Source organism: Protaetiibacter sp. SSC-01 (assembly GCF_014483895.1).
Lineage (GTDB): Bacteria > Actinomycetota > Actinomycetes > Actinomycetales > Microbacteriaceae > Homoserinibacter.
In genome coordinates this window covers 58733-78327 of sequence record NZ_CP059987.1, presented here as the reverse complement: position 1 = coordinate 78327, position 19595 = coordinate 58733, and the positions used below count along the sequence as shown (strand labels likewise).

At 72.8% G+C, this 19595-nt stretch carries 18 protein-coding genes; 5 read left to right on the top strand and 13 right to left on the bottom strand.

Going from position 1 to position 19595, the window contains the following annotated elements; all coding sequences use genetic code 11:
• Window positions 1-38 precede the first annotated feature (38 nt).
• The 4 genes from H4J02_RS00370 to H4J02_RS00355 all read left to right on the top strand — a co-directional run bounded on the left by H4J02_RS00370 (window position 39) and on the right by H4J02_RS00355 (window position 4557).
• Window positions 39-1064, top strand: a complete 1026-nt coding sequence (locus H4J02_RS00370) for a 6-phosphofructokinase (RefSeq protein ID WP_187675176.1) — start codon at window positions 39-41, stop codon at window positions 1062-1064.
• Between the two features lie 3 nt (window positions 1065-1067).
• Window positions 1068-2465: a serine hydrolase gene (locus tag H4J02_RS00365; RefSeq protein ID WP_187675175.1), complete on the top strand. Its 1398-nt coding sequence runs from the start codon at window positions 1068-1070 to the stop codon at window positions 2463-2465.
• 692 nt (window positions 2466-3157) lie between these two features.
• On the top strand, window positions 3158-4135 hold the full coding sequence (locus H4J02_RS00360) for an MDR family oxidoreductase (protein WP_187675174.1): 978 nt from the start codon (window positions 3158-3160) through the stop codon (window positions 4133-4135).
• Window positions 4136-4140: 5 nt separating this feature from the next.
• Entirely contained in the window at window positions 4141-4557 is a 417-nt protein-coding gene (locus H4J02_RS00355; RefSeq protein WP_187675173.1) for a DUF1304 domain-containing protein, read from the top strand.
• Window positions 4558-5128: 571 nt separating this feature from the next.
• On the opposite strand, the gene H4J02_RS00350 is transcribed toward H4J02_RS00355, so the two are convergent.
• The 11 genes from H4J02_RS00350 to hemE form a co-directional block, all read right to left on the bottom strand.
• Entirely contained in the window at window positions 5129-6490 is a 1362-nt protein-coding gene (locus tag H4J02_RS00350; RefSeq protein ID WP_187676357.1) for a glutamate-1-semialdehyde 2,1-aminomutase, read from the bottom strand.
• A gap of 5 nt (window positions 6491-6495) precedes the next feature.
• Entirely contained in the window at window positions 6496-7464 is a 969-nt protein-coding gene (gene hemB / locus H4J02_RS00345; RefSeq protein ID WP_262406149.1) for a porphobilinogen synthase, read from the bottom strand.
• An 11-nt stretch (window positions 7465-7475) separates the two neighbouring features.
• On the bottom strand, window positions 7476-8264 hold the full coding sequence (locus H4J02_RS00340) for a uroporphyrinogen-III synthase (protein WP_187675171.1): 789 nt from the start codon (window positions 8262-8264) through the stop codon (window positions 7476-7478).
• Complete coding sequence (gene hemC / locus H4J02_RS00335) at window positions 8261-9229, bottom strand: hydroxymethylbilane synthase (RefSeq protein ID WP_187675170.1); 969 nt, start codon at window positions 9227-9229, stop codon at window positions 8261-8263. Before hemC ends, H4J02_RS00340 begins: the two co-directional genes overlap by 4 nt.
• Entirely contained in the window at window positions 9172-10338 is a 1167-nt protein-coding gene (locus H4J02_RS00330; protein ID WP_187676356.1) for a ferrochelatase, read from the bottom strand. Before H4J02_RS00330 ends, hemC begins: the two co-directional genes overlap by 58 nt.
• Before the next feature lie 2 nt (window positions 10339-10340).
• Entirely contained in the window at window positions 10341-11036 is a 696-nt protein-coding gene (gene hemQ, locus H4J02_RS00325; protein ID WP_187675169.1) for a hydrogen peroxide-dependent heme synthase, read from the bottom strand.
• A gap of 145 nt (window positions 11037-11181) precedes the next feature.
• On the bottom strand, window positions 11182-11421 hold the full coding sequence (locus H4J02_RS00320) for a DUF3618 domain-containing protein (RefSeq protein ID WP_187675168.1): 240 nt from the start codon (window positions 11419-11421) through the stop codon (window positions 11182-11184).
• Window positions 11414-11839, bottom strand: a complete 426-nt coding sequence (locus H4J02_RS00315; protein WP_187675167.1) for a phage holin family protein — start codon at window positions 11837-11839, stop codon at window positions 11414-11416. Before H4J02_RS00315 ends, H4J02_RS00320 begins: the two co-directional genes overlap by 8 nt.
• A 10-nt stretch (window positions 11840-11849) precedes the next feature.
• Window positions 11850-12206: a YtxH domain-containing protein gene (locus H4J02_RS00310; protein ID WP_187675166.1), complete on the bottom strand. Its 357-nt coding sequence runs from the start codon at window positions 12204-12206 to the stop codon at window positions 11850-11852.
• Window positions 12207-12262: 56 nt separating this feature from the next.
• Entirely contained in the window at window positions 12263-13534 is a 1272-nt protein-coding gene (locus H4J02_RS00305; RefSeq protein ID WP_187675165.1) for an NAD(P)/FAD-dependent oxidoreductase, read from the bottom strand.
• On the bottom strand, window positions 13521-14594 hold the full coding sequence (hemE, locus tag H4J02_RS00300; RefSeq protein ID WP_187675164.1) for a uroporphyrinogen decarboxylase: 1074 nt from the start codon (window positions 14592-14594) through the stop codon (window positions 13521-13523). The genes H4J02_RS00305 and hemE overlap by 14 nt, the downstream gene beginning before the upstream one ends.
• A 107-nt stretch (window positions 14595-14701) precedes the next feature.
• Here hemE and H4J02_RS00295 point away from each other — a divergent pair, with 107 nt between their 5' ends.
• On the top strand, window positions 14702-15880 hold the full coding sequence (locus tag H4J02_RS00295; protein ID WP_262406147.1) for a glutamyl-tRNA reductase: 1179 nt from the start codon (window positions 14702-14704) through the stop codon (window positions 15878-15880).
• 69 nt (window positions 15881-15949) lie between these two features.
• Here H4J02_RS00295 and H4J02_RS00290 read toward each other — a convergent pair whose 3' ends face one another.
• Window positions 15950-18394: a hypothetical protein gene (locus H4J02_RS00290; protein ID WP_187675162.1), complete on the bottom strand. Its 2445-nt coding sequence runs from the start codon at window positions 18392-18394 to the stop codon at window positions 15950-15952.
• A 299-nt stretch (window positions 18395-18693) separates the two neighbouring features.
• Complete coding sequence (locus H4J02_RS00285) at window positions 18694-19563, bottom strand: serine hydrolase (protein ID WP_262406146.1); 870 nt, start codon at window positions 19561-19563, stop codon at window positions 18694-18696.
• Window positions 19564-19595: the final 32 nt, after the last annotated feature.

The window sequence follows — 19595 nt, the reverse complement described above, 5'->3', positions numbered from 1 at the left end:
AGTGCGAGGCGTGCCCGGAAACAGGGCATGATGGGCGGGTGAAGATCGGAATCCTCACCAGCGGTGGCGACTGCCCCGGACTCAACGCGGTCATCCGCGGCGCCGTCCTCAAGGGCCTGACTCAGCACGACGACATCGAGTTCGTCGGCATCAAGGACGGATGGAAGGGCCTCGTGGATGCCGACATCCACCCCCTCGGCCGCCCCCAGGTCATGGGCATCGGCAAGCAGGGCGGCACGATCCTCGGCACCTCGCGCACGAACCCGTTCGAGTACGGGGGCGTGGAGCGCGTGAAGGAGGTCATGTCCGACACGGGCATGGACGCCGTCATCGCGATCGGCGGCGAGGGCACCCTCGCGGCCGCGAAGCGGCTCACGGATGAGGGCGTGCAGATCGTGGGCGTGCCCAAGACGGTCGACAACGACCTCTCGGCCACCGACTACACGTTCGGCTTCGACACCGCGGTGCAGATCGCGACCGAGGCGATGGACCGCCTCCGCACGACGGGCGACTCGCACGGTCGCTGCATGGTCGCGGAGGTCATGGGCCGCCACGTCGGCTGGATCGCCCTCCACTCGGGCATGGCGGCCGGCGCGCACGCGATCCTCATCCCCGAGCGCAAGACGAGCATGGACGAGATCTGCGAGTGGATGAACTCGGCCCGCGCCCGCGGCCGCGCCCCGCTCGTCGTCGTCGCGGAGGGCTTCAAGCTCGACACGATGGACGACGCCCACTCGGAGCGCGGACTCGACGCCTTCGGACGCCCCCGCCTGGGCGGCATCGGCGACATGCTCGCCCCCGAGATCGAGGAGCGCACGGGCATCGAGACGCGCGCGACGACGCTCGGCCACATCCAGCGCGGCGGCACCCCGACGGCGTACGACCGCGTGCTCGCGACCCGCTACGGCATGGCCGTCGTCGACATCGTGCTCGAGGAGGCGTGGGGCAAGATGGTCGCCCTGCGCGGCACCCAGATCGTCACGGTGCCGTTCGAGGATGCGCTCGGTCGCCTCAAGACCGTCCCGCAGTCGCGGTACGACGAGGCCGCGATCCTCTTCGGCTGAGCCGTGACGTCGACGGCGCGTCTCCAGGAGGCGCTCGCGCGGGGACTCGACGCGCGCGTCGGCGTGACCGCGCCTGCGCAGGTGCGGGGAGTATTCGCGGGGGGCGCGCTCGAGGCGGTCGTCGCATCCGGTGACCTGCCGGTGGCGGCGGAGCGCACGGCGTTCCGCATCGCCTCCTGCACGAAGAGCTTCACGGCGGCGACCGCGCTGCTGCTCGAGGCCGACGGCCTGCTCGACCTCGACGAGCCGCTCGCCGACGCGCTCGACGTGCCCCTGCGCATCCTGGGGCCGGATGCGCGGCAGCCGACGGTGCTCGACGCGCTCGCGATGCGCGCGGGCTTCCCGACCGACGACCCCTGGGCCGACCGGCAGGAGTCGCTGCCGCACGACGTGTTCGCGGCGCTGCTCGGCGAGGGCGTGCGGGCGATCTGGCCCGCGGGCGAGCGCTTCGAGTACTCGAACCTCGGCTACGCGATCGTGGGGCGCATCGTCGCGGCTCGCGCGGGGATGCCGTTCCGCCGTGTCGTGGAGTCGCGCCTGCTCGAGCCGCTCGGCCTGACCGGCACGGGCTTCGACGAGAGCGTCGGCGGGGTGGTCACGGGCTACCGGCCCGGGGCCGACAGCGGACGCGACGCTCGAACCCAGACCTGGGAGCCGCTGCCGTTCAGCACGCCCGGCGCGTTCTCGCCCATCGGCGGCCTGTTCAGCACCGCGACCGACCTCGCTCGCTGGTGCGGCGTGCTGTCGGGCGCGATCGACGCGGGCGCGGTGCTGCCCGCAGGCCTCGTCGAGCGGATGCGGCATCCGCAGACCCCGATCGCGGGCGACCCCGCGGGCGGTGGAGTGTGGAGCGCGTACGGCCTCGGGCTCACGCTGCGCGGCGACTCGTTCGGGCGGGTGTTCGTGGGCCACAGCGGCGGCTACCCCGGCTTCACGACGCGCATGCAGTGGGAGCAGGGCTCCGGCGTCGGTGCGGTCGTGTTCGAGAACGCGACCTACACGGCGCTTACGCCCGCCGTCGACGCCGTGTTCGACGACGCCTTCGGGGTGACGGATGCGATGCCCGCCGCCCCCGAGCCGCCCGCCTTCGCTCCGTGGCCCGAGACCGTCGCGGCCGCATCCGCCTTGCGCACCTCGCTCGTCGAGGGTTCGCTCGGCGACCCGGCGATGTTCGACGCGTGCGTCGACCTCGACGTGCCGTTCGCGCGTCGCGAGGCGTCGCTGCGTGCGCTGCTCGCCGACGTCGGCGGGGTGACGGATGCGGGGCCTCTCACGCACGAGTCGCCGGCCCACGCCACCTGGGAGCTCCGCGGCCCCCGCGGCGCCCTGCGCTGCCGCCTGCTGATGACCCCGCACGCGGCCCCCGTAGTGCAGAAGCTCGACGTGGTGGCGGCGGACTGACCGCCGCGTCGTCCCGGTCCGACCGCGCATTGGCGCCGCGATCCCCGCGGCGCGCTCTCTCCCGGTGGGAGCGTGAGCCGCGTCCACGGTTCACCCCGCGCACACCAAGCGCTTCACCGCTGGTTGCGTCCGGGGGCGAGTTCACCGCTGGTTGAGTGCCGCGCGCCGCGCCGGAGGCGCGACGCACGGCGTATCGAAACCCGAGGGACGTATGACGTGCGGAGGGATCGCATCCCCAGACCCGCTGTCGATACGCGGTGCGAGGGTTTCGACACGCGTCGTGCGCTTCGCGCGCGGCGCTACTCAACCAGCAGAAGGAGGGCGCTTCCGCACGTCATCAGAGGTGGGGTCTCGATACACGCGTGGTCGCGCTCCGCGCGGCCGCGCGCACTCGACCAGCGGGAGAGGGGGCGCGCGTTCACCGCTGGTTGAGTGCCGCGCGCCGCGCGCGCAGCGCGCGACGCGCGGCGTATCGAAACCCGAGGGACGTATGACGTGCGGAGGTCTCGCATCCATGCCCCGCTCTCGATACGCGGGTGCGAGGGTTTCGATACGCGTCGTGCCGCGCGCTTTGCGCACGGCGCGGCGCTACTCGACCAACGGAGAAGGGGTGCGTTTCGATACGCGTCGTGCGTTCCGCGCCCGGCGCCACTCAACCGGCGGAAGCGGCGACGCCCCGTAGGCTCTCGTGCATGGTGCGCGCACTGCAGGTAACCCGCAACGACCAGGGCGCCGAGGCCCGCTTCGTCGATGTCGACGAGTCGGAGCTCGGTGACGGCGAGGTGCTCCTCGACGTCGCCTACTCGAGCCTCAACTTCAAGGACGGCCTGGCCCTCCGCGGTGATCGCGGGGTGGCGCGCATCTCGCCGCTCATCCCGGGAATCGACGTCGTCGGCACCGTCGTCGAGTCGGGCGACGCCCGCTGGAAGCCGGGCGACGAGGTCGTGCTCACGGGCGGCGGGCTCGGCGAAACCCGCAATGGCGGTTACAGCACGCGGGCCCGCGTCGAGGGCGACGACCTCGTGCGCGTGCCCGAGAAGCTCGGGATGCGCCGCGTCGCCGCGATCGGCACCGCCGGCTTCACCGCAGCCCAGGCCGTGCTCGCGCTCGAGCACAACGACATCCCCGACGGCGACGTCGTCGTCACCGGGGCGACCGGCGGACTCGGCTCCATCGCCGTCATGCTGCTCGCCGCATCCGGACGTCGCGTCGTCGCCGCGACCGGCCACCCCGACGACCGCGGCTACCTCGAGCGACTCGGCGCATCCGACCTCCTCGACCGCGCCGAGCTGCAGCAGGCCGGCAAGCCGCTGCAGGCGAGCCGCTGGGCCGGCGCCGTCGACGTCGTCGGCGGCACGACCCTCGCGAGCCTCCTCGCGCAGACCCGCTACGGCGGATCGGTTGCCGCGTGCGGCCTCGTCGAGAGTCCCGAGCTCGCCACGACCGTCATGCCCTTCATCCTTCGGGGCGTCAACCTGCTGGGCATCAACTCGGTCGAGGCGCCGCTCGTGACGCGCACCCGCGTGTGGGAGCGCCTCGAGCGCGACCTCGACGTGGGGCTGCTCGACAGCCTCACGACCGAGATCGGCCTCGACGACGTGCCCGGCTGGGCGAGCCGCATCCTCGCGGGCGACACCCGGGGGCGGATCGCGGTGCGCGTGCAAGACTGACCCGCATGGACGTCACCGCGGTCGTCACCATCGGGTCCGTGCTCGCGGGCATCGCCGCGGCCATCCACGTCTACATCTGGGTGCTCGAGAGCGTGCTCTGGATGCGACCCTCCACCCGCCGCACCTTCGGCATCCGCAGCGAGGCCGACGCCGAGACGATGCGCGTCATGGCCTACAACCAGGGGTTCTACAACCTGTTCCTCGCGCTCGGCGTCGTCGTCGGGCTCGTGCTGCTGTGGTCGGGGCTCGACCTCGCCGGCCTCGTGCTCACCCTCTTCGCGTGCATCAGCATGGTGCTCGCGGCGCTCGTGCTCGTCAGTTCCGACCGACGGATGCTGCGCGCCGCCCTCGTGCAGGGCGCGGTGCCGCTCGTCGCGGTCGTGGCACTCGGGTTCGCGCTGACGCGCGTCACCGCCGGTTGAGCGCCGCTGACGCTTCCGCAGGTCATCAGACGTGGGGTCTCGATACACGCGTGGTCGCGCTGCGCGCGGCCGCGCGCACTCGACCAGCGGGAAACGGGTTCACCGCTGGTTGAGTGCCGCGCGCCGCGCCCGCAGGGCGCGACGCACGGCGTATCGAAACCGGAGGGGCGTATGTCGTGCGGAGGTTTCGCATTCCTTGGCCCGCTGTTGATACGTGGTGCGAGGGTTTCGATACGCGTCGTGCCGCGCGGGCGCGCGGCGCGGCGCTACTCAACCAGCGATGGAGAGGTCGTGCGCTTCGCGCGCGGCGCTACTCAACCAGCGAGAGGCGGGAAGCGGGGAGCGGCACGCTCGGTGCGTGTTCACCGCTGGTTGAGTGCCGCGCGCCGCGCCCGCAGGGCGTGACGCACGGCGTATCGAAACCCGAGGGACGGATGACGTGCGGAGGTTTCGCATCCCTTGACCCGCTGTTGATACGTGGTGCGAGGGTTTCGATACGCGTCGTGCCGCGCGGGCGCGCGGCGCGGCGCTACAACCAGCGATGGAGAGGTCGTGCGCTTCGCGCGCGGCGCTACTCAACCAACGGAGGGGCGGCGGGGGTGGAGGTGGGCGCGGTAGCGCGAGCCGCCGCACGCGCCGCCGTGGGCAGCGCCGCACGGATGCGGGCGAGCGCCGCGTCGTCGTGCGCGGCGGTGAGGAACCACGCCTCGTACACGCTCGGCGGCGCCGAGACGCCGGCATCGAGGAGCGCGTGGAAGAACGGCGCGTACCTCCACGCCTCCTGGTCCTTCGCATCCGCGTAGTCGCGCACAGGCCGCGCGCGGAACGCGATCGAGAACAGGCTGCCCGCGCGCGAGACGACGTGGGCGACCCCCTCGGCGGCGAGCGCCTCGGAGACCCAGCCGGCCACCGCATCCGCTGCCGCGTCGACGTGCGCGTACACGGCCGCGTCGGCGAGGCGCAGCGTCGTGAGCCCCGCCGCGACGGCGAGCGGGTTCCCGGAGAGGGTGCCCGCCTGGTACACGGGCCCGAGCGGCGCGAGCAGGTCCATGAGCTCCGCGCGCCCACCCAGAGCGGCGAGCGGCATCCCTCCGCCGACGACCTTGCCGAAGGTGAAGAGGTCGGGCGCCCAACCCTCGGCGGCGCCCTCGAGCCCCCACCAGCCGGCGGGGCCGACGCGGAAGCCGGTGAGCACCTCGTCGAGGATGAGCAGCGCGCCCTCGGCCCGCACGAGCTCGCGCAGCGCGCGGTTGAAGCCGGGCTCGGGCGCGAGCACGCCCGCGTTGGCGCCCGCGGCTTCCGTGATGACGGCGGCGATGCGGCCCGGATGCGCGACGAACGCCGCACGCACGGCGTCGAGGTCGTTGTAGGGCAGCACGAGCGTCTGCGCCGCGACGGGCTCCGGCACGCCGGCCGAGCCCGGCAGACCCTGCGTCGCGACGCCCGATCCGGCCTCAGCGAGCAGCCCGTCGGAGTGCCCGTGGTAATGCCCCGCGAACTTCACGACGAGGTCGCGCCCGGTCGCGCCGCGCGCGAGGCGTATCGCGGTCATGGTCGCCTCGGTGCCGGTCGACACGAGCCGCACCTTCTCGACGCCGCTCGCCACCCCCAGCCGCGAGCGCACGAGCTCGGCGAGCTCCGTCTCGGCGGGCGTAGAGGCCCCGAACGAGAGCCCGCGCGCGGCGGCCTCCTGCACGGCGGCGACGACCTCCGGATGCGCGTGCCCCAGCAGCGCAGGACCCCACGACGCGAGGAGGTCCACGTACTCGCGGCCCTCGACATCCGTCACGTACGGCCCGCGGGCCGACACGAGGAACCGGGGCGTGCCTCCGACCGAGCCGTAGGCGCGCACGGGCGAGTTGACCCCGCCGGGCAGCGCCGCCTGCGCACGCGCGAACGCGCCCTCGTTGCCGCCCGCGCCCCCAGCACCCACGCCGCTCACGCGCGCGCCCAGCGCTCGGCCGCCTCGACGGCGAAGTAGCTGAGCACGGCATCCGCCCCCGCGCGCACGATCGACACGAGCGACTCGTCGATCGCGCGGTCGCGGTCGATCCAGCCGTTCGCTGCGGCAGCCGAGATCATCGCGTACTCCCCCGACACCTGGTACGCCCACACCGGCACGGGCGACGCGGCCGCGGCATCCGCGAGCACGTCGAGGTAGCTCATGGCGGGCTTCACCATGACGATGTCGGCGCCCTCGGTGAGGTCGAGCTCCACCTCGCGCGCCCCCTCGCGGCGGTTGGCGGGGTCGAGCTGGTAGCTGCGGCGGTCGCCCACGAGCGACGACTGCACGGCCTCGCGGAACGGCCCGTAGAAGGCGGATGCGTACTTGGCCGCGTAGGCGAGGATCGGCACGTCGTACGCGCCGTCGGCGTCGAGGGCCGCGCGCACGGCGGCGACCTGGCCGTCCATCATGCCCGAGAGGCCCACGAGCTGCGAGCCCGCGCGCGCCTGCGCGAGCGCCATCTCGCGGTAGCGCACGAGCGTCGCGTCGTTGTCGACGCGGCCGTCGGCGTCGAGCACGCCGCAGTGGCCGTGGTCGGTGAACTCGTCGAGGCACAGGTCGGTCTGCACGACGAGCGCGTCGCCCACCTCGGCGGCGGCGATGCGCGTCGCGACGTTGAGGATGCCGTCGGGGTCGGTCGCGCCCGATCCGCTCGCGTCCTTCTCGAGCGGCACGCCGAAGAGCATGACGCCGCCGATGCCCGCCTCGGCTGCGCGCTGCAGCTCAGCCCGGAACGAGTCGAGCGAATGCTGCACGACGCCCGGCATGGATGCGATGGGTCGCGGCTCGTCGGCGCCCTCCGCCACGAACATGGGCAGCACGAGCTGGGCGGGCGCGATGCGCGTCTCCTGCGCGAGCCGACGCCACGCGGGGCTCTGCCGCAGGCGGCGGGGGCGGATCATCGGTCGGCCGTTCATTCCGCCTCCGCGTACTCGACGAGCGCGTCGATGAGCGAGTCGGCGCTGCGCTCCTCGGCGATGACGTGCACCGTGAGACCGGCCGCGCGGGTGTCGAACGCGGTGCGCGGGCCGATGCACGCGACGACCGTGTCATCCGGCAGGGGCGCGAGCTGCTCCGCCACCTGGCGGGCGACCGAGCCGGAGGTCACGAGGATCGCCCGGATGCGACCGGAGGCCACGTCGCGCGCGACATCCGGCGACACCGGAACCCCGACCGTGCGGTACGCCTGCACGAACTCGACATCGAAGCCGAGCTTCTGCAGCCCCGCGACGAGCGTCGGCTCGGCGAGGTCGGACTGCGGGATGAGCACGCGGCCGCGGATGCCCGAGTCGGGCCACTCCTTCACGAGCCCGCGCGCCGAGTTGTCCGAGCCCGGCACGAAGTCCACCCGGTAGCCCGCGAGCTGCAGCGCCGCCGCGGTCGTCTCGCCGACGGCGGCGATACGCGTGCCCTCGGGCACCTTCACCCGCTGCGCGTTGAGCACGTCGACGGTCGTGGCGCTCGTCACGACGAGCCACGCGAACTGCCCGTCCTGCAGCTCGTGCAGGGCGTTCGCGAGCGTCGTCGGGTCGTCGGTCGACGCGAAGTTGATGAGCGGCGCGATGACGGGGATGCCGCCGTGGCTGCGCACGGTCGCGGCGACCGAGTCGCCCCACTTGCCGCCGCGCGGCACGAGCACGCGCCATCCGGCGAGGGGCTTCGTCGACTTCGGTTCTGTTGAGCGGCCTGCGTCGGGATTCACAGGCGCCTCCCTCCGAGCGGGGCGAGGTCCGCCGCACCCGCGTCGAGCAGCTCGTCGGCGACGCGCGCCGCGAGCTCGCCCGCGGGGTCGCGGGAGTCCTCCGGGTACAGGGCGTGGGACGAGGTCAGGTGCTCCGAGCCGTCGAGCGAGTACACGCGCGCCGAGAGGAAGAGCAGCCCGTCCTCGAAGAGAGCGGATGCGCCGAGGGGCGCCGCGCATCCGGCCTCGAGCCGCGCGAGCACGCCGCGCTCGGCCTCGGCGGCGAGGCGGCTCGGCTTGTGCTCGAGCTTCGCGACGGTCTTCGCGTCGCCCGTGCGGGTCTCGACGGCGAGCGCGCCCTGGGCGGGCGCCGTCGGCCACGAGGTGAGGCTCAGCCACTCGGTGACGGCGTCGGTGCGCCCGAGGCGGTCGAGGCCGGCCGCCGCGAGCACGACGGCGTCGAGGCGGCGCTCCGGGTCGTCCGCGCCGACGCGCCCGAGCCGGGTGTCGATGTTGCCCCGGATGTCGACCACGTCGAGATCGGGACGTCGCCGCAGCAGCTGTGCCCGGCGCCGCGGCGAACCGGTGCCGACGCGCGCGCCCGCGGGGAGCTTGTCGAGGTCGTGACCGCCCGCGGCGCACACGACGTCGCGCGCATCCGCCCGCTTCGGCACGGCCGCGACCGTCAGCCCGTCGAGCGGCGTCGTCGGCAGATCCTTGTAGGAGTGCACGACGGCGTCGACCTCGCCCGCGAGGAGCGCCTCGCGCAGGGCCGCGGCGAACACACCGGCACCGCCGAGATCGGCGAGCGGCGCGCTCGTGCGGTCTCCCTCGCTTTCGATGACGACGAGCTCGGCACCGAGCCGCTGGGCGACGGCGCCCGCCTGGGCGAGCGCGAGCGCGCTGCCCCGGGTTCCCAGCCGGAGCGTCACGGTGCCACCCCCGCGATGGCGGGCTTGAACCCCGCGCGCACGTTCTCGCAGCATCCGGGGCGGCACACGTCGAACCACGGTCCGTAGGGCGTGAGCGCCGGCCGCTCGGCGGTCGCCGTGCCGTTCACGCGCTCGAGCACGAGGTCGACGAGTCCCGCGACGTACGCCGGATGCGTGCCCGGCGTGGGCGTGCGGATCGCGACGAGGCCGTGCTCCTCGGCGGTCTCGGTGGCCTCCGTGTCGAGGTCCCAGAGCACCTCCATGTGGTCGGAGACGAAACCGAGCGGCACGATCACGACGGCCTTGACGCCCTGCGCGGGCAGGCCCTCGATGACGTCGTTGACATCGGGCTCGAGCCACGGCTGCGTCGGCGGGCCCGAGCGGCTCTGGTAGACGAGCTCCCACGCGACGTGCGAGCCGACCTCGCGCATGACGACCTCGCCGACCGCGAGGTGCTGCGCCGCGTAGGCGCCGCCGGGGCCGTAGTCGACCGTGCGGTCGCCCGAGCGCAGGGCGTCGTCGGTCGGGATGCTGTGGGTCGCGAAGAGCACGCGGATCTCGTCGTCGGCGAAACCGCGCTCGACGAGGTCGGCGAGCGCGTCGCGCACCCCCTCGACGAACGGCGTCACGAAGCCCGGGTGGTCGAAGAACTGCCGCACCTTGTCGATGCGCAGCTCGTCGCCGAGGCCCGTCTGCTCGAGGGCGATCGCGAAGTCCTCGCGGTACTGGCGGCAGCTCGAGAAGCTCGAGTATGCGCTCGTCGCGAGCCCGATGAGGGTGCGGTAGCCGCGCTCGTGCGCCTCCTGCAGCGCCTCTGCAAGGTAGGGGCTCCAGTTGCGGTTGCCCCACAGCACGGGCAGGTCGATGCCGCGTTCGGCGAGCTCCGCCTCGAGCGCCGCCTTGAGCTCGCGGTTCTGCTGGTTGATGGGACTCACGCCGCCGAAGTGGCGGTAGTGGTGCGCCACCTCCTCGAGGCGCTCGTCGGGGATGCCGCGTCCGCGCGTGACGTTGCGGAGGAAGGGGATGACGTCGTCCTGCCCCTCGGGTCCGCCGAAGCCCGCGAGCACGATCGCGTCGTACGCGACGGGCTGCTCGACGTGCTCGGCCCCGCTCGCCGCGGCAGGGGTGGCCGCGAGGATGCCGGGCGCCTCGCCGTTCGTGATCGTCACGCGAGCACCTCCGCGACCTCGTCGAGCTCGATGCGCCGCCCTGTGAAGAACGGAACCTCCTCGCGGATGTGGAGGCGCGCATCCGTCTTGCGCAGGTGGCGCATGAGGTCGACGAGCTCGGTCACCTCGTCGGCCTCGAGGGCGAGGATCCACTCGTAGTCGCCGAGCGCGAAGCTCGCGACCGTGTTCGCCTGCACGCCCGGGTACTCCGAGCCCTTGCGGCCGTGATCGGCGAGCATGCCGCGCCGCTCGTCGTCGGGCAGCAGATACCAGTCGTAGCTGCGCACGAAGGGGTAGACGGTGACCCAGCCCTTCGGCGGCAGGCCGCGCAGGAAGGCGGGGGCGTGGGCGCGGCTGAACTCGGCCTCGCGGTGCACGCCGAGGGCGTTCCACGTCGGCAGGAGCCCGGCGATCGCGGGTACGCGGCGGATGCTGCGCACGGCCGCCTGCAGACCCTCGGCCGTGTCGCCCGTGAGCCACACGAGGAGGTCGGCATCGGCGCGGAGACCCGAGACGTCGTAGAAGCCGCGGACGCTCACGCCGTCCGCCTCCACGGCGGCCACGGCATCCGCGAGCCCGCTCGTGTCGGCGGCACCGCGGGCGCCGGGGTCGCGGCGCCACACGGCCCAGAGCGCGAACCCGCTCGGGCTCTCGCTGCTGTTGTCGGACGGGACGGTGGGGGCGTACGTCACCACCCCATCCTCTCCCTCAAACGGGTTACCCGCGAATCGAGATCAGCGCTCGTGCTACGCGGCGGTGTGCGCACTCGAGATCGCGCGCGACCGCGCTCGTGCGCGATCTCGGCGCGCGCGGCGGATTATCGCCGCGCCAGAGGGCTCAGTCGTCGTCGCCGCCGAAGATCGCCCAGGCGACGAGGCCCACGGCGATGATCGCGACGGCGGCGCCGCCCACGATCCACGGCACGGGGTTCTTCTCGTAGGCGACCTTGGCCTTCTCCACGAGCTCACCCGTGCGCTTCGGCACGTCAAACTTGCCCTCGAGCTCGTCGAGGGTGTCGGCGAGCTGGTGGCGGGCCTTGCGGGCGGCGGCCTTGGCGGCTTCGGTTGCGTCAGACATCAGTGCCTCGTCTCCCCTCGCCCTTCACGGCGAGGATGTCCTTCTGGATGGATGCGATGGCCTCGGTCGGCACCGGGGGGATGCCGGTCTTGAGGATGCGGTAGCCCACGAGGGCGAGGATGACCGCGACGATCAGGAGCACGCCCGCGACGACGAGGGCCGCAGCCCAGTCGGGCATGACGTAGCTGAGGCCGATGATCGCGAGCGTCAGCAGCACGCCGATGAAGAACATGAGCGTGATGACGGCGCCGAGCAAGAGGCCGGCGCCGACGCCGAGGGCCTTCAGCTTCTCGACGAGCTCGGTCTTGACGAGCTCGATCTCGCGGCGCACGAGCTCCTGCACCTGATCGGGCAGGCTCGTGATGAGTTCGATGAGCGAGCGCTTGCGCGGCTTCGCTCCGGTGCGGGGGTCGGTCATGACCCCTCCCTCAGGACTTGGAGCCGGACGCGGAGTTCTTCGTGCCCGACGACCCCGACGAGCTCGACGAGCTCGACGACTTGGAGCCCGTGCTCGAGTTCGACCGCGACGTCGACTTCCTGGTCGTGCTGCCACGACCCGACACCTGCGCCACGACCTTCTTGGCGCCGTCGGTGACGAACTCGGCCACCTCGGGCGCGTGGTCCTTCACGAACTCCTGCACGTCGTCGACGCGCTGCTGCACGACGGGCGCGTTCCAGAGGTTGGCGGCGGCCGACTTGATCTGCTCGTAGCGCTCGCGTCCGGCGCGCGTTCCGAGCACGTATCCGACGCCGAGTCCGGCGACGAAGAGGATCTTGCCTTTCATGCGATGCTCCGTTCTCCACGTCCCGACACGCGGTGATCTCGGGGGCTGCGTTCAGACTAGTCCTGGCGCCCGTCGGCGTCGGAGGGGATTGCGTTCGCGACGTCGAGGGCGTAAGGGATCACCGTGGCGAGCCCGGTTCCGGATTCAGCCTCCCCCACCCGACGCATTCCGTCAATGGCATGTTCTGCGTCGACGCGTCGCCCCACACGCTCCCAGTGCACGACCGCGGAGTCGACGGGGGCGGGGATGCGGCGGCCGAGCAGCGCTTCGGCGTCGCGCCGCGCGAGCTCGGGTGTCACCTCGACTCCCTCGTCGTAGGAGAGGCGGAGGAACTGCAGGGGGGTGCTCTCGGCGATCCACTCCCACTTCGCGGTGAGGTGCGTGAGCGCGCGAGCCGCGACATCCGGAGCGCCCGCCGCGACGAGCACTCCCGTGCCGCGCGGCGCATCCGCGAGCTCGGGCGCGTCGACCGCGATCGTCGCGACGGTGACGCGCGTGCGGGGTGCGTCGGCGCGGAGCGGGGCCGCGAGGAGCACCTCGCCGGTGACGCGCTCGCCGGCCGCGGTTCTCGCGCCGTCGGCGTCGACCTCGGTGACCTCCACACCCGTGCGCACGCGCACCCCGAAGCGGTCGAGGTCGGCGACGAGCGCGGAGACCATGCGGTGGAGGCCGCCGCGCAGCGACGCGACCGCGGCGCCCGCCGGTGCGGACTCGCGGCGCGAGCGCACGGCGGCGGCGAGGCTGCCCTGCCGGAGGAGCGCCCCGCGGAGCCCCGGCGCCGCGCGGTCGAGGTCGAGCTCGTCGGGCGACACGGAATGCACCCCACGCACGACGGGGGCGACGAGGCCGTCGAGCACGGCCTGCCCCATCCGGCGGCGCACGAGCTCGCCGACGCTCTGCGCCTTCGACGCGACGAGCCCGGGCAGGAGGTTGTCGAGCTGCGCGCGGAGGGCGGCACCCATGCCGATGGCATCGATCACGTCTTGCGCGAGGGGCACGCCGGGGATGCCCAGAAGGCTCGTCGCGGGGAGCGGCACGGCGCTGCCGTCGGCGCGGTGGAGCCACGCGGGCGTGCTCGCGGGGTGCACGATGTCGTCGGCGAGATGCAGCGAACGCAGGAGCGTGGGCACCGCATCGCCGCGGACGGCATACGCCTCCGCGCCCGCGTCGAGCTCGATTCCGGCGACGGAATGCGATGTCAGCTGACCGCCGAGCCGCTCGCTCTTCTCGAGCAGTTCGATCTCGCATCCGGCGAGCACGAGGGCCCGCGCGGCGACGAGACCCGCTACTCCCCCGCCGACGATGACGACGCGCTCAGCGGCGGGCATGCACGAGCTCCACGATCCTGGTGAGCACGTCGGGATCGGTCTCGGGTGGCACGCCATGGCCGAGGTTGACGATGTGTGCGGGCGCGGCCAGGCCGCGGTCGAGTACGTCCTCGACGTGCGCGTGCAGCACCGACCAGGGCGCCGCGAGCAGCGCGGGGTCGATGTTGCCCTGCAGCGGGATGCCGCCGCCGAGCCGCGCGCTCGCCTCGTCGAGCGGGATGCGCCAGTCGATGCCGATCGCATCCGCCCCGAGCCCGGGGAGGAGGTCGAGCACCTCGCCGCTGCCGACGCCGAAGTGCAGCTTCGGCACCTCGAGGCCGCGCAGGGCGTCGAGCGCGCGCTTCGAGTGCGGGGCGACGCGGCGCTGGTAGTCGCGGCGCGAGAGCGAGCCGATCCACGAGTCGAACAGCTGGGCGGTGCTCGCGCCGGCCTCGACCTGGGCGCGCAGGAAGGCGCCCGTGACATCCGCGCACCAGTTGAGCAGCGCCGCCCAGGTGTGCGGGTCGGAGTACATGAGCGAGCGGGCGCGCAGCTGGTCCTTCGACGGGCCGCCCTCGACGAGGTACGACGCGAGGGTGAAGGGTGCGCCGCCGAACGCGATGAGGGGTGTCTCGCCGAGCTCCGCGACCGTGAGGCGCACCGCCTCCGAGATGGGTGCGAGCACATCCGGGTCGATGGGGCGGAGCTTCAGAACGTCGGACGCCGTGCGGATCGGCTCGTCGAGCACGGGTCCGCGGCCCGGCACGATGCGCACGTCGACGCCCGCGAGCAGCACGGGCACGACGATGTCGCTGAACAGGATCGCGGCATCGACGCCGTGCCGGCGCACGGGCTGCAGCGTGATCTCAGCGGCGAGCTCGGGCGTGAGGCAGGCGTCGAGCATGTCGACGCCGGCACGCGACGCCCGGTATTCGGGGAGCGAGCGCCCCGCCTGCCGCATGAACCACACGGGGGTGCGCTCGGGCCGCTCGCCGCGCACGGCGCGGATGAAGGCGGATGCCGAGGTACGGCCGTCGGTCAGGGGGTGGGACGGGGGAAGCACTCCTCCATCCTCCCCCATGTCCCGGGCTGTCGGCCCCCGTTAGGGAGGCACCTCGTACCATGGTCTGCGTGCTGTTCTGTCTGACGGCGAATCACGGCAACGCCGGGTTCGATCTCCTCGACCGGGTGTCCCGTATCCCGGCCGCCGAGGCGGCGCACCGGCTCGCCCGCCACGACTTCGTGCGCGGGGTCGTGGTGCTGTCGACGTGCAATCGCTTCGAGGCCTACCTCGACCTCGACGACCCGCTCGCCGCTCCGGATGCTGTGGCGGCCGAGGCGGTGGCCGCGGCGATCGCCTCCGACTCGCCCGACGACGCGCAGCAGCTGCGGGCCGTCGCCGCGACGCACCTCGGGGTGAGCGCCGTGCGTCACCTCTTCGCGGTGACGGCGGGCCTCGAGTCGATGGTCGTCGGCGAGGAGGAGATCGCGGGACAGGTGCAGCGCGCGGCTCGGGAGGCGCGCGCTGCCGGCACCATGACGGGTGCGCTCGACCGGCTGTTCCAGCAGGCGGCCCGCACCTCGCGCGTCGTGCGGGGGGTGGCCGATCAGAGCCGTGTCGACCGCGGCGTGGCGCGGCTCGCGCTCGACCTCGCGTCGTCGCGCGTTCCCGACTGGGCGCAGGTGCGCGTGCTGCTCGTCGGTACGGGCCGCTACGCGGCGACGACCATCGCATCCCTCCGCAGCCGCGGGGCGGAGCACGTGAGCGTCTTCTCGGCGACCGGCCGCGCGGAGATGTTCGCCGCGAAGTACGGCGTGCGCGCGGAGGGGGAGCTTCGTGAGGCGCTCACCGGCGCGGATGTCGTGGTCACCTGCACGGCCCGCTACACGATCTCGCCCGAGCATGTGACCGCGGGGCATCCGCTGCTCGTGATCGATCTGGGGCTGCCGCGCAACGTCGACCCGGCGGTGGGTGCCGTGCCGGGCGTCGAGCTCATCGACCTCGAGCTGCTGGCGCTGCACGCGCCGCTGCCGGAGCTCGCGGGCCCCGCGCACGCCGTGGTGGGCGATGCGGCTGCGGGTTTCGCCGCGGATGCCGCGGCCGCTCCCGCGATCGTCGCCCTGCGCCGCCATGTGGACGCGATGCTCGAGGCGGAGGTCGCCCGCGCGCGCGCCCGTGGCGATGACGGCTCCGTCGAGTCGGCGCTGCGTCACTTCGCGGGGGTGCTCATGCACGGTCCGTCGGAGCGCGCGCGCGAGCTGGCGGCGGAGGGTCGCCTGAGCGACTTCGTCGCGGGTCTTGCCGCTGTCTACGGAGTCGAGCCGGAGCCGCGGTCCGCGGCTGCCGACGAGGCGTCGACTGCCTGACCGCGCCTCCGGGCTCTCACCGGAGGGCCCGGACCCCGTCCGCCCCTGCAGCGGACGGGATCCGGAGTCTCAGTCGGCCTCTCGCTGGCGGCGGCCGGTGACCAGGATCGCCGCGCCTGCAGCGAGCATCATCGCCGCGAGCGCCACGAGGTAGCCGCCGTCGAAGCCGGTGAGCGCGAGGGTCTCGAGCTCACCGCAGACGTCGCCGCCGCGGACGGTGACGTTCCACGCCGTGGGGCCGTCGAGTCCGTCGCTCGGGTTCTTGACGGTCACCGTCACCCGGTAGGTGCCGGGGGAGAGGGCCACCGTCGAGCTCGCGGCCGGCACGCCGTCGATGAAGTAGTTCACGTCCTCGAAGAACGAGACCCCGTCGAGGAGGCCGAGGGTGAGCACGGCGCGGCCGTCGGCCGTGCACTGCTCGGCGAGCTGTGCGTTGGTCGGGAACGAGCCGAGGGTCGGCGGGTCCTGCGGCGGCTGCGTGTCGCAGTCGGGTGTGGCCGGCGGGTAGGTGAGTGAGACGACGAGCGACGGGTTCACCTCGAGCGTCGCGTCGGTGATGACGCGCGTCCACGCGTAGTTGCCCGGCGTCGGCCGCCATTCGCCGCCCACGAGCTCCCACCCGGGCCAGCCGTTGGCCGCACCCGTGTCGGGGTCGACGCTCGCACCGGGCCAGAGCACCTTGCCGGTCAGCGTCGTCGCGCCGTCGGGGATCGTGCCGAGGTCGAGCGTGACGCTCTCACCGTTCGCGGCCAGAATGAGGCGCGCGTCGCGGGTCGTGCTCTGGTCATACGGGTCGGTGAGGGTGACCGTGTAGTGGATCCAGGGGGAGTCCGCCTCGCACGTGCCGGTGACGCTCGAGCCCGTAAGGGTGAGGCAGTCGGAGGAGGCCGTGAACTTGAGAGTCCAGGTGGTCTTCGCGTCCCCGGGGAAGACCACGGGACCGTTCGACTGGTCGGGCACCGCCTGGACGTTCACCGTGCGGGGCCCGGTCACCGTGTAGGTGTCGGGGTCTGCCTGGAGGCCGTCGACGAGCCAGGTCACGCCGGAGATGTCGGGCAGCGTGTAGCTGCCGCCCGCCTCGGCGTCGCACGAGAGGTTCTCCCATTCGAACTTCGGCACGACCGCGCGCGCCTGCTCGCACTCCGGCTCGGGGAAGTCGAGGGTCCAGGTGAGCGTCCAGAGGTTCGACGTCTTGTCCTTCTTGCCACCCTTGAGCACCCACGTCTCGTCGGCGACGGCCGTGATCGCGACCTCGTCGCCCGCCCTCGCCGTGTAGTCGCCCGGCTCGACCGCCGCGCCGCCCACGTGCCAGGTGACGTGCTCGACCTCGGGCAGCGTGTAGCCGCCGTCGGCCTCGCAGCTCGGGGGAGTGCTCGGCACGTCGACCGTGAGCACGTTGCAGCCGAACTGCGTGTTCATGTACGTCGGCTTCGTGCCCGTGAAGCCCATGTCGTGCAGGAACTTCTCGTCGAAGGGGCTGTCGGGTCCGTAGAGGTAAGGCGTGGGGTCGAGCGTCGGGTCGTCGGCCGACCACGAGGCGTAGATGTCGCCCTGGCCGCACGTCACCGGTGCGGAGTAGGGGTAGCTGCCGGGCTCCGAGATGGGGCCGAGCTTCTGCACCTGGTCGAGCTTCTGCGGCCAGGCCGCGGCCGTGAGGTACTTCCAGCTCGTGGCAGTCACGTAGAAGGGCTTGCAGAGCCGGCCGTTCGACCCGTCTCGCGGGGCGACGGTGATGACGCCGCTGTTGGTCGCCGCGTCGTAGGTGTAGCTCACGGCCGACGTGTCGATGCACGGCGCCGGCGGCGGGGCGCAGGTCGGCACCTGGACGAGCTTCTCGAGGTTCTGGTGCTTGGCGTCGTAGAGCGGCGGCCAGCCGATGTTGTCGGCCGGCGGGGTGATCGCCGACGGGAAGGAGAAGGAGCCGGTGAACGACACCTTGTCCTGCTGAACGGCCCAGCCGGGGCCGCAGATGTCACCGAGGAGCGCCGGGTCGAGCGAGGTGTACCAGGTGTTGGTCTCCTTGCTCGTGTTGTCGACGTCCTGGAGGAGGAGCTTCTGCGGACCCGAGTTCGACCACGACGCATCCTTCGTCGGGTCGAGCTTCTTGTAGACGTAGATCGCGACGCCGTAGAGCTTCGTCGGCGTCGTCGACTTCGTCGAGGTGCTCGACTTCTGAGGGGTCGACGTCGTCGACTTCCGCTGCGTCGACGGCCCGGTCGACTTCTGCTGCGCGGGCGGCGTGCTCTTCGTCGGGCTCGGCGCGGGCGCGGGGCTCAACTTCGCCGGGGTCGGAGCGGGTGCCGGTGCAGGTGCCTGAGTCTGCTTCGGCGGTGTCGACGACTTGGTGCCGTCGTTCGACCCGCCGTAGCGGTTGTCGCCCGAGCGATGGTCGCTCGAGCCCTTGCCGGGGCTGGGCCTGCCGTCGGATGCGGCGACCGCGGGGGACGTGGCCACGAGGGAGAGGCCGAGGGTGAGCAGGACGGCGACGAACGTCGCGAGGAACTTCTTCAGCACGGTGGGGTCCTTGCAGGGGGACCCGCGCGTATGGCGGCGCGCGGGCAAGGACGACCCACGATTCGGGCGCGCCGGACGTACCGGTGTGGGAAGCGAACGAATCGGGGGACGATCCGGATGTGGGGGGTGGGGGGTGTTGCGGGGGTGTCACGCCGGACGAGGTGGGATCCGCGGGTACGGCTCGAACCTGCGTGGTGCTCATGAAGATAGGGGCCCCCATATGGGGGGCGCAAGACCCTCAGTGCGATCTGTGGATAAGAGGGGTAGACCGACCACTCTGAACGAGCGGAGCCTCCGCCTCAGTACACGTACTCGAGCAGGTCGAACCCGACCGCCCGCAGGGCGTCGAGCACCCGCAACCGCGCCGCGATCGAGCGGTCCGCGAACTGCACGGAGACGGCGTAGGCGACGCCGCGGCGGGGACCGCGGAGGATGCCGACCTCGGAACGCACCCCCGCATCCGTCCCCGTCTTGTTGACGAGCTGCAGGCCGTGGTCGACGCCGCGGTGCGAGAGCGGGTCGACGCCGAACGCGCTCGCGACCATCGAGAGGTCGGTGTTGAGCGAGAGCCAGCCGAGCACGCGCGACGAGGTCAGCGCATCCACGACGCGGCCGCGCGCGAGCGCCGCGAAGAGCCACGCGAGCTCGGCGGTCGAGCCGACCGAGAGCTGGGGGGCGTCATCCGGTCCGCGCGTATCGCGCACGAGGTCGAGCAGGGCGGTGCGCAGGAGGCCGAGCTCCTCGGTGCGGGCGCGCACGGCATCCAGCCCCACCTCGCGCAGCAGCACGTTCGTGGCGAGGTTGTCGCTCGTGGCACCCACGAGCGTCGCGACGTCGGCGAGCGGAAGCGACCGCGCCTGCAGGTGCCGCCACAGTCCCGAGTCGCCGACCGAGTCCTTCGGGGTCTTGTCGAGCACCTCGATCGCCGGCACCGCCTGCTCCGAGAGCCGCGCCGACACCTCGATGAGCAGCAGGATCTTGCCGACGGATGCCGTGGGCAGCACGATCCGGTCGTCGATGGAGAGCACGCGCTCGTCGGAGTCGAGGTCGATGACCGACGCCGACACCTGCGCCCCCCCGTAGGCGAGTTCGCCGAGGGCCTGGAAGGCCCCCGCGAAGCTCGGCTCCGGGCGCTCCGCGCGGTGGCGCGGCGCTCGTGCCTGCTGCACACGCGCGCGCCGTCCGGGGAGCACGGGGGTAT

Excerpts from the sequence above, each read along its gene's own strand:
- hemB (WP_262406149.1), bottom strand. The coding sequence starts at position 7,464 with ATGATCCGCCCCCGCCGCCTGCGGCAGAGCCCCGCGTGGCGTCGGCTC.
- H4J02_RS00315 (WP_187675167.1), bottom strand. The coding sequence starts at position 11,839 with ATGACCGACCCCCGCACCGGAGCGAAGCCGCGCAAGCGCTCGCTCATC.
- H4J02_RS00355 (WP_187675173.1), top strand. The coding sequence starts at position 4,141 with ATGGACGTCACCGCGGTCGTCACCATCGGGTCCGTGCTCGCGGGCATC.
- H4J02_RS00320 (WP_187675168.1), bottom strand. The coding sequence starts at position 11,421 with ATGTCTGACGCAACCGAAGCCGCCAAGGCCGCCGCCCGCAAGGCCCGC.
- H4J02_RS00305 (WP_187675165.1), bottom strand. The coding sequence starts at position 13,534 with ATGCCCGCCGCTGAGCGCGTCGTCATCGTCGGCGGGGGAGTAGCGGGT.
- hemC (WP_187675170.1), bottom strand. The coding sequence starts at position 9,229 with ATGCTGCGAGAACGTGCGCGCGGGGTTCAAGCCCGCCATCGCGGGGGT.
- H4J02_RS00360 (WP_187675174.1), top strand. The coding sequence starts at position 3,158 with ATGGTGCGCGCACTGCAGGTAACCCGCAACGACCAGGGCGCCGAGGCC.
- H4J02_RS00310 (WP_187675166.1), bottom strand. The coding sequence starts at position 12,206 with ATGAAAGGCAAGATCCTCTTCGTCGCCGGACTCGGCGTCGGATACGTG.
- hemE (WP_187675164.1), bottom strand. The coding sequence starts at position 14,594 with ATGGGGGAGGATGGAGGAGTGCTTCCCCCGTCCCACCCCCTGACCGAC.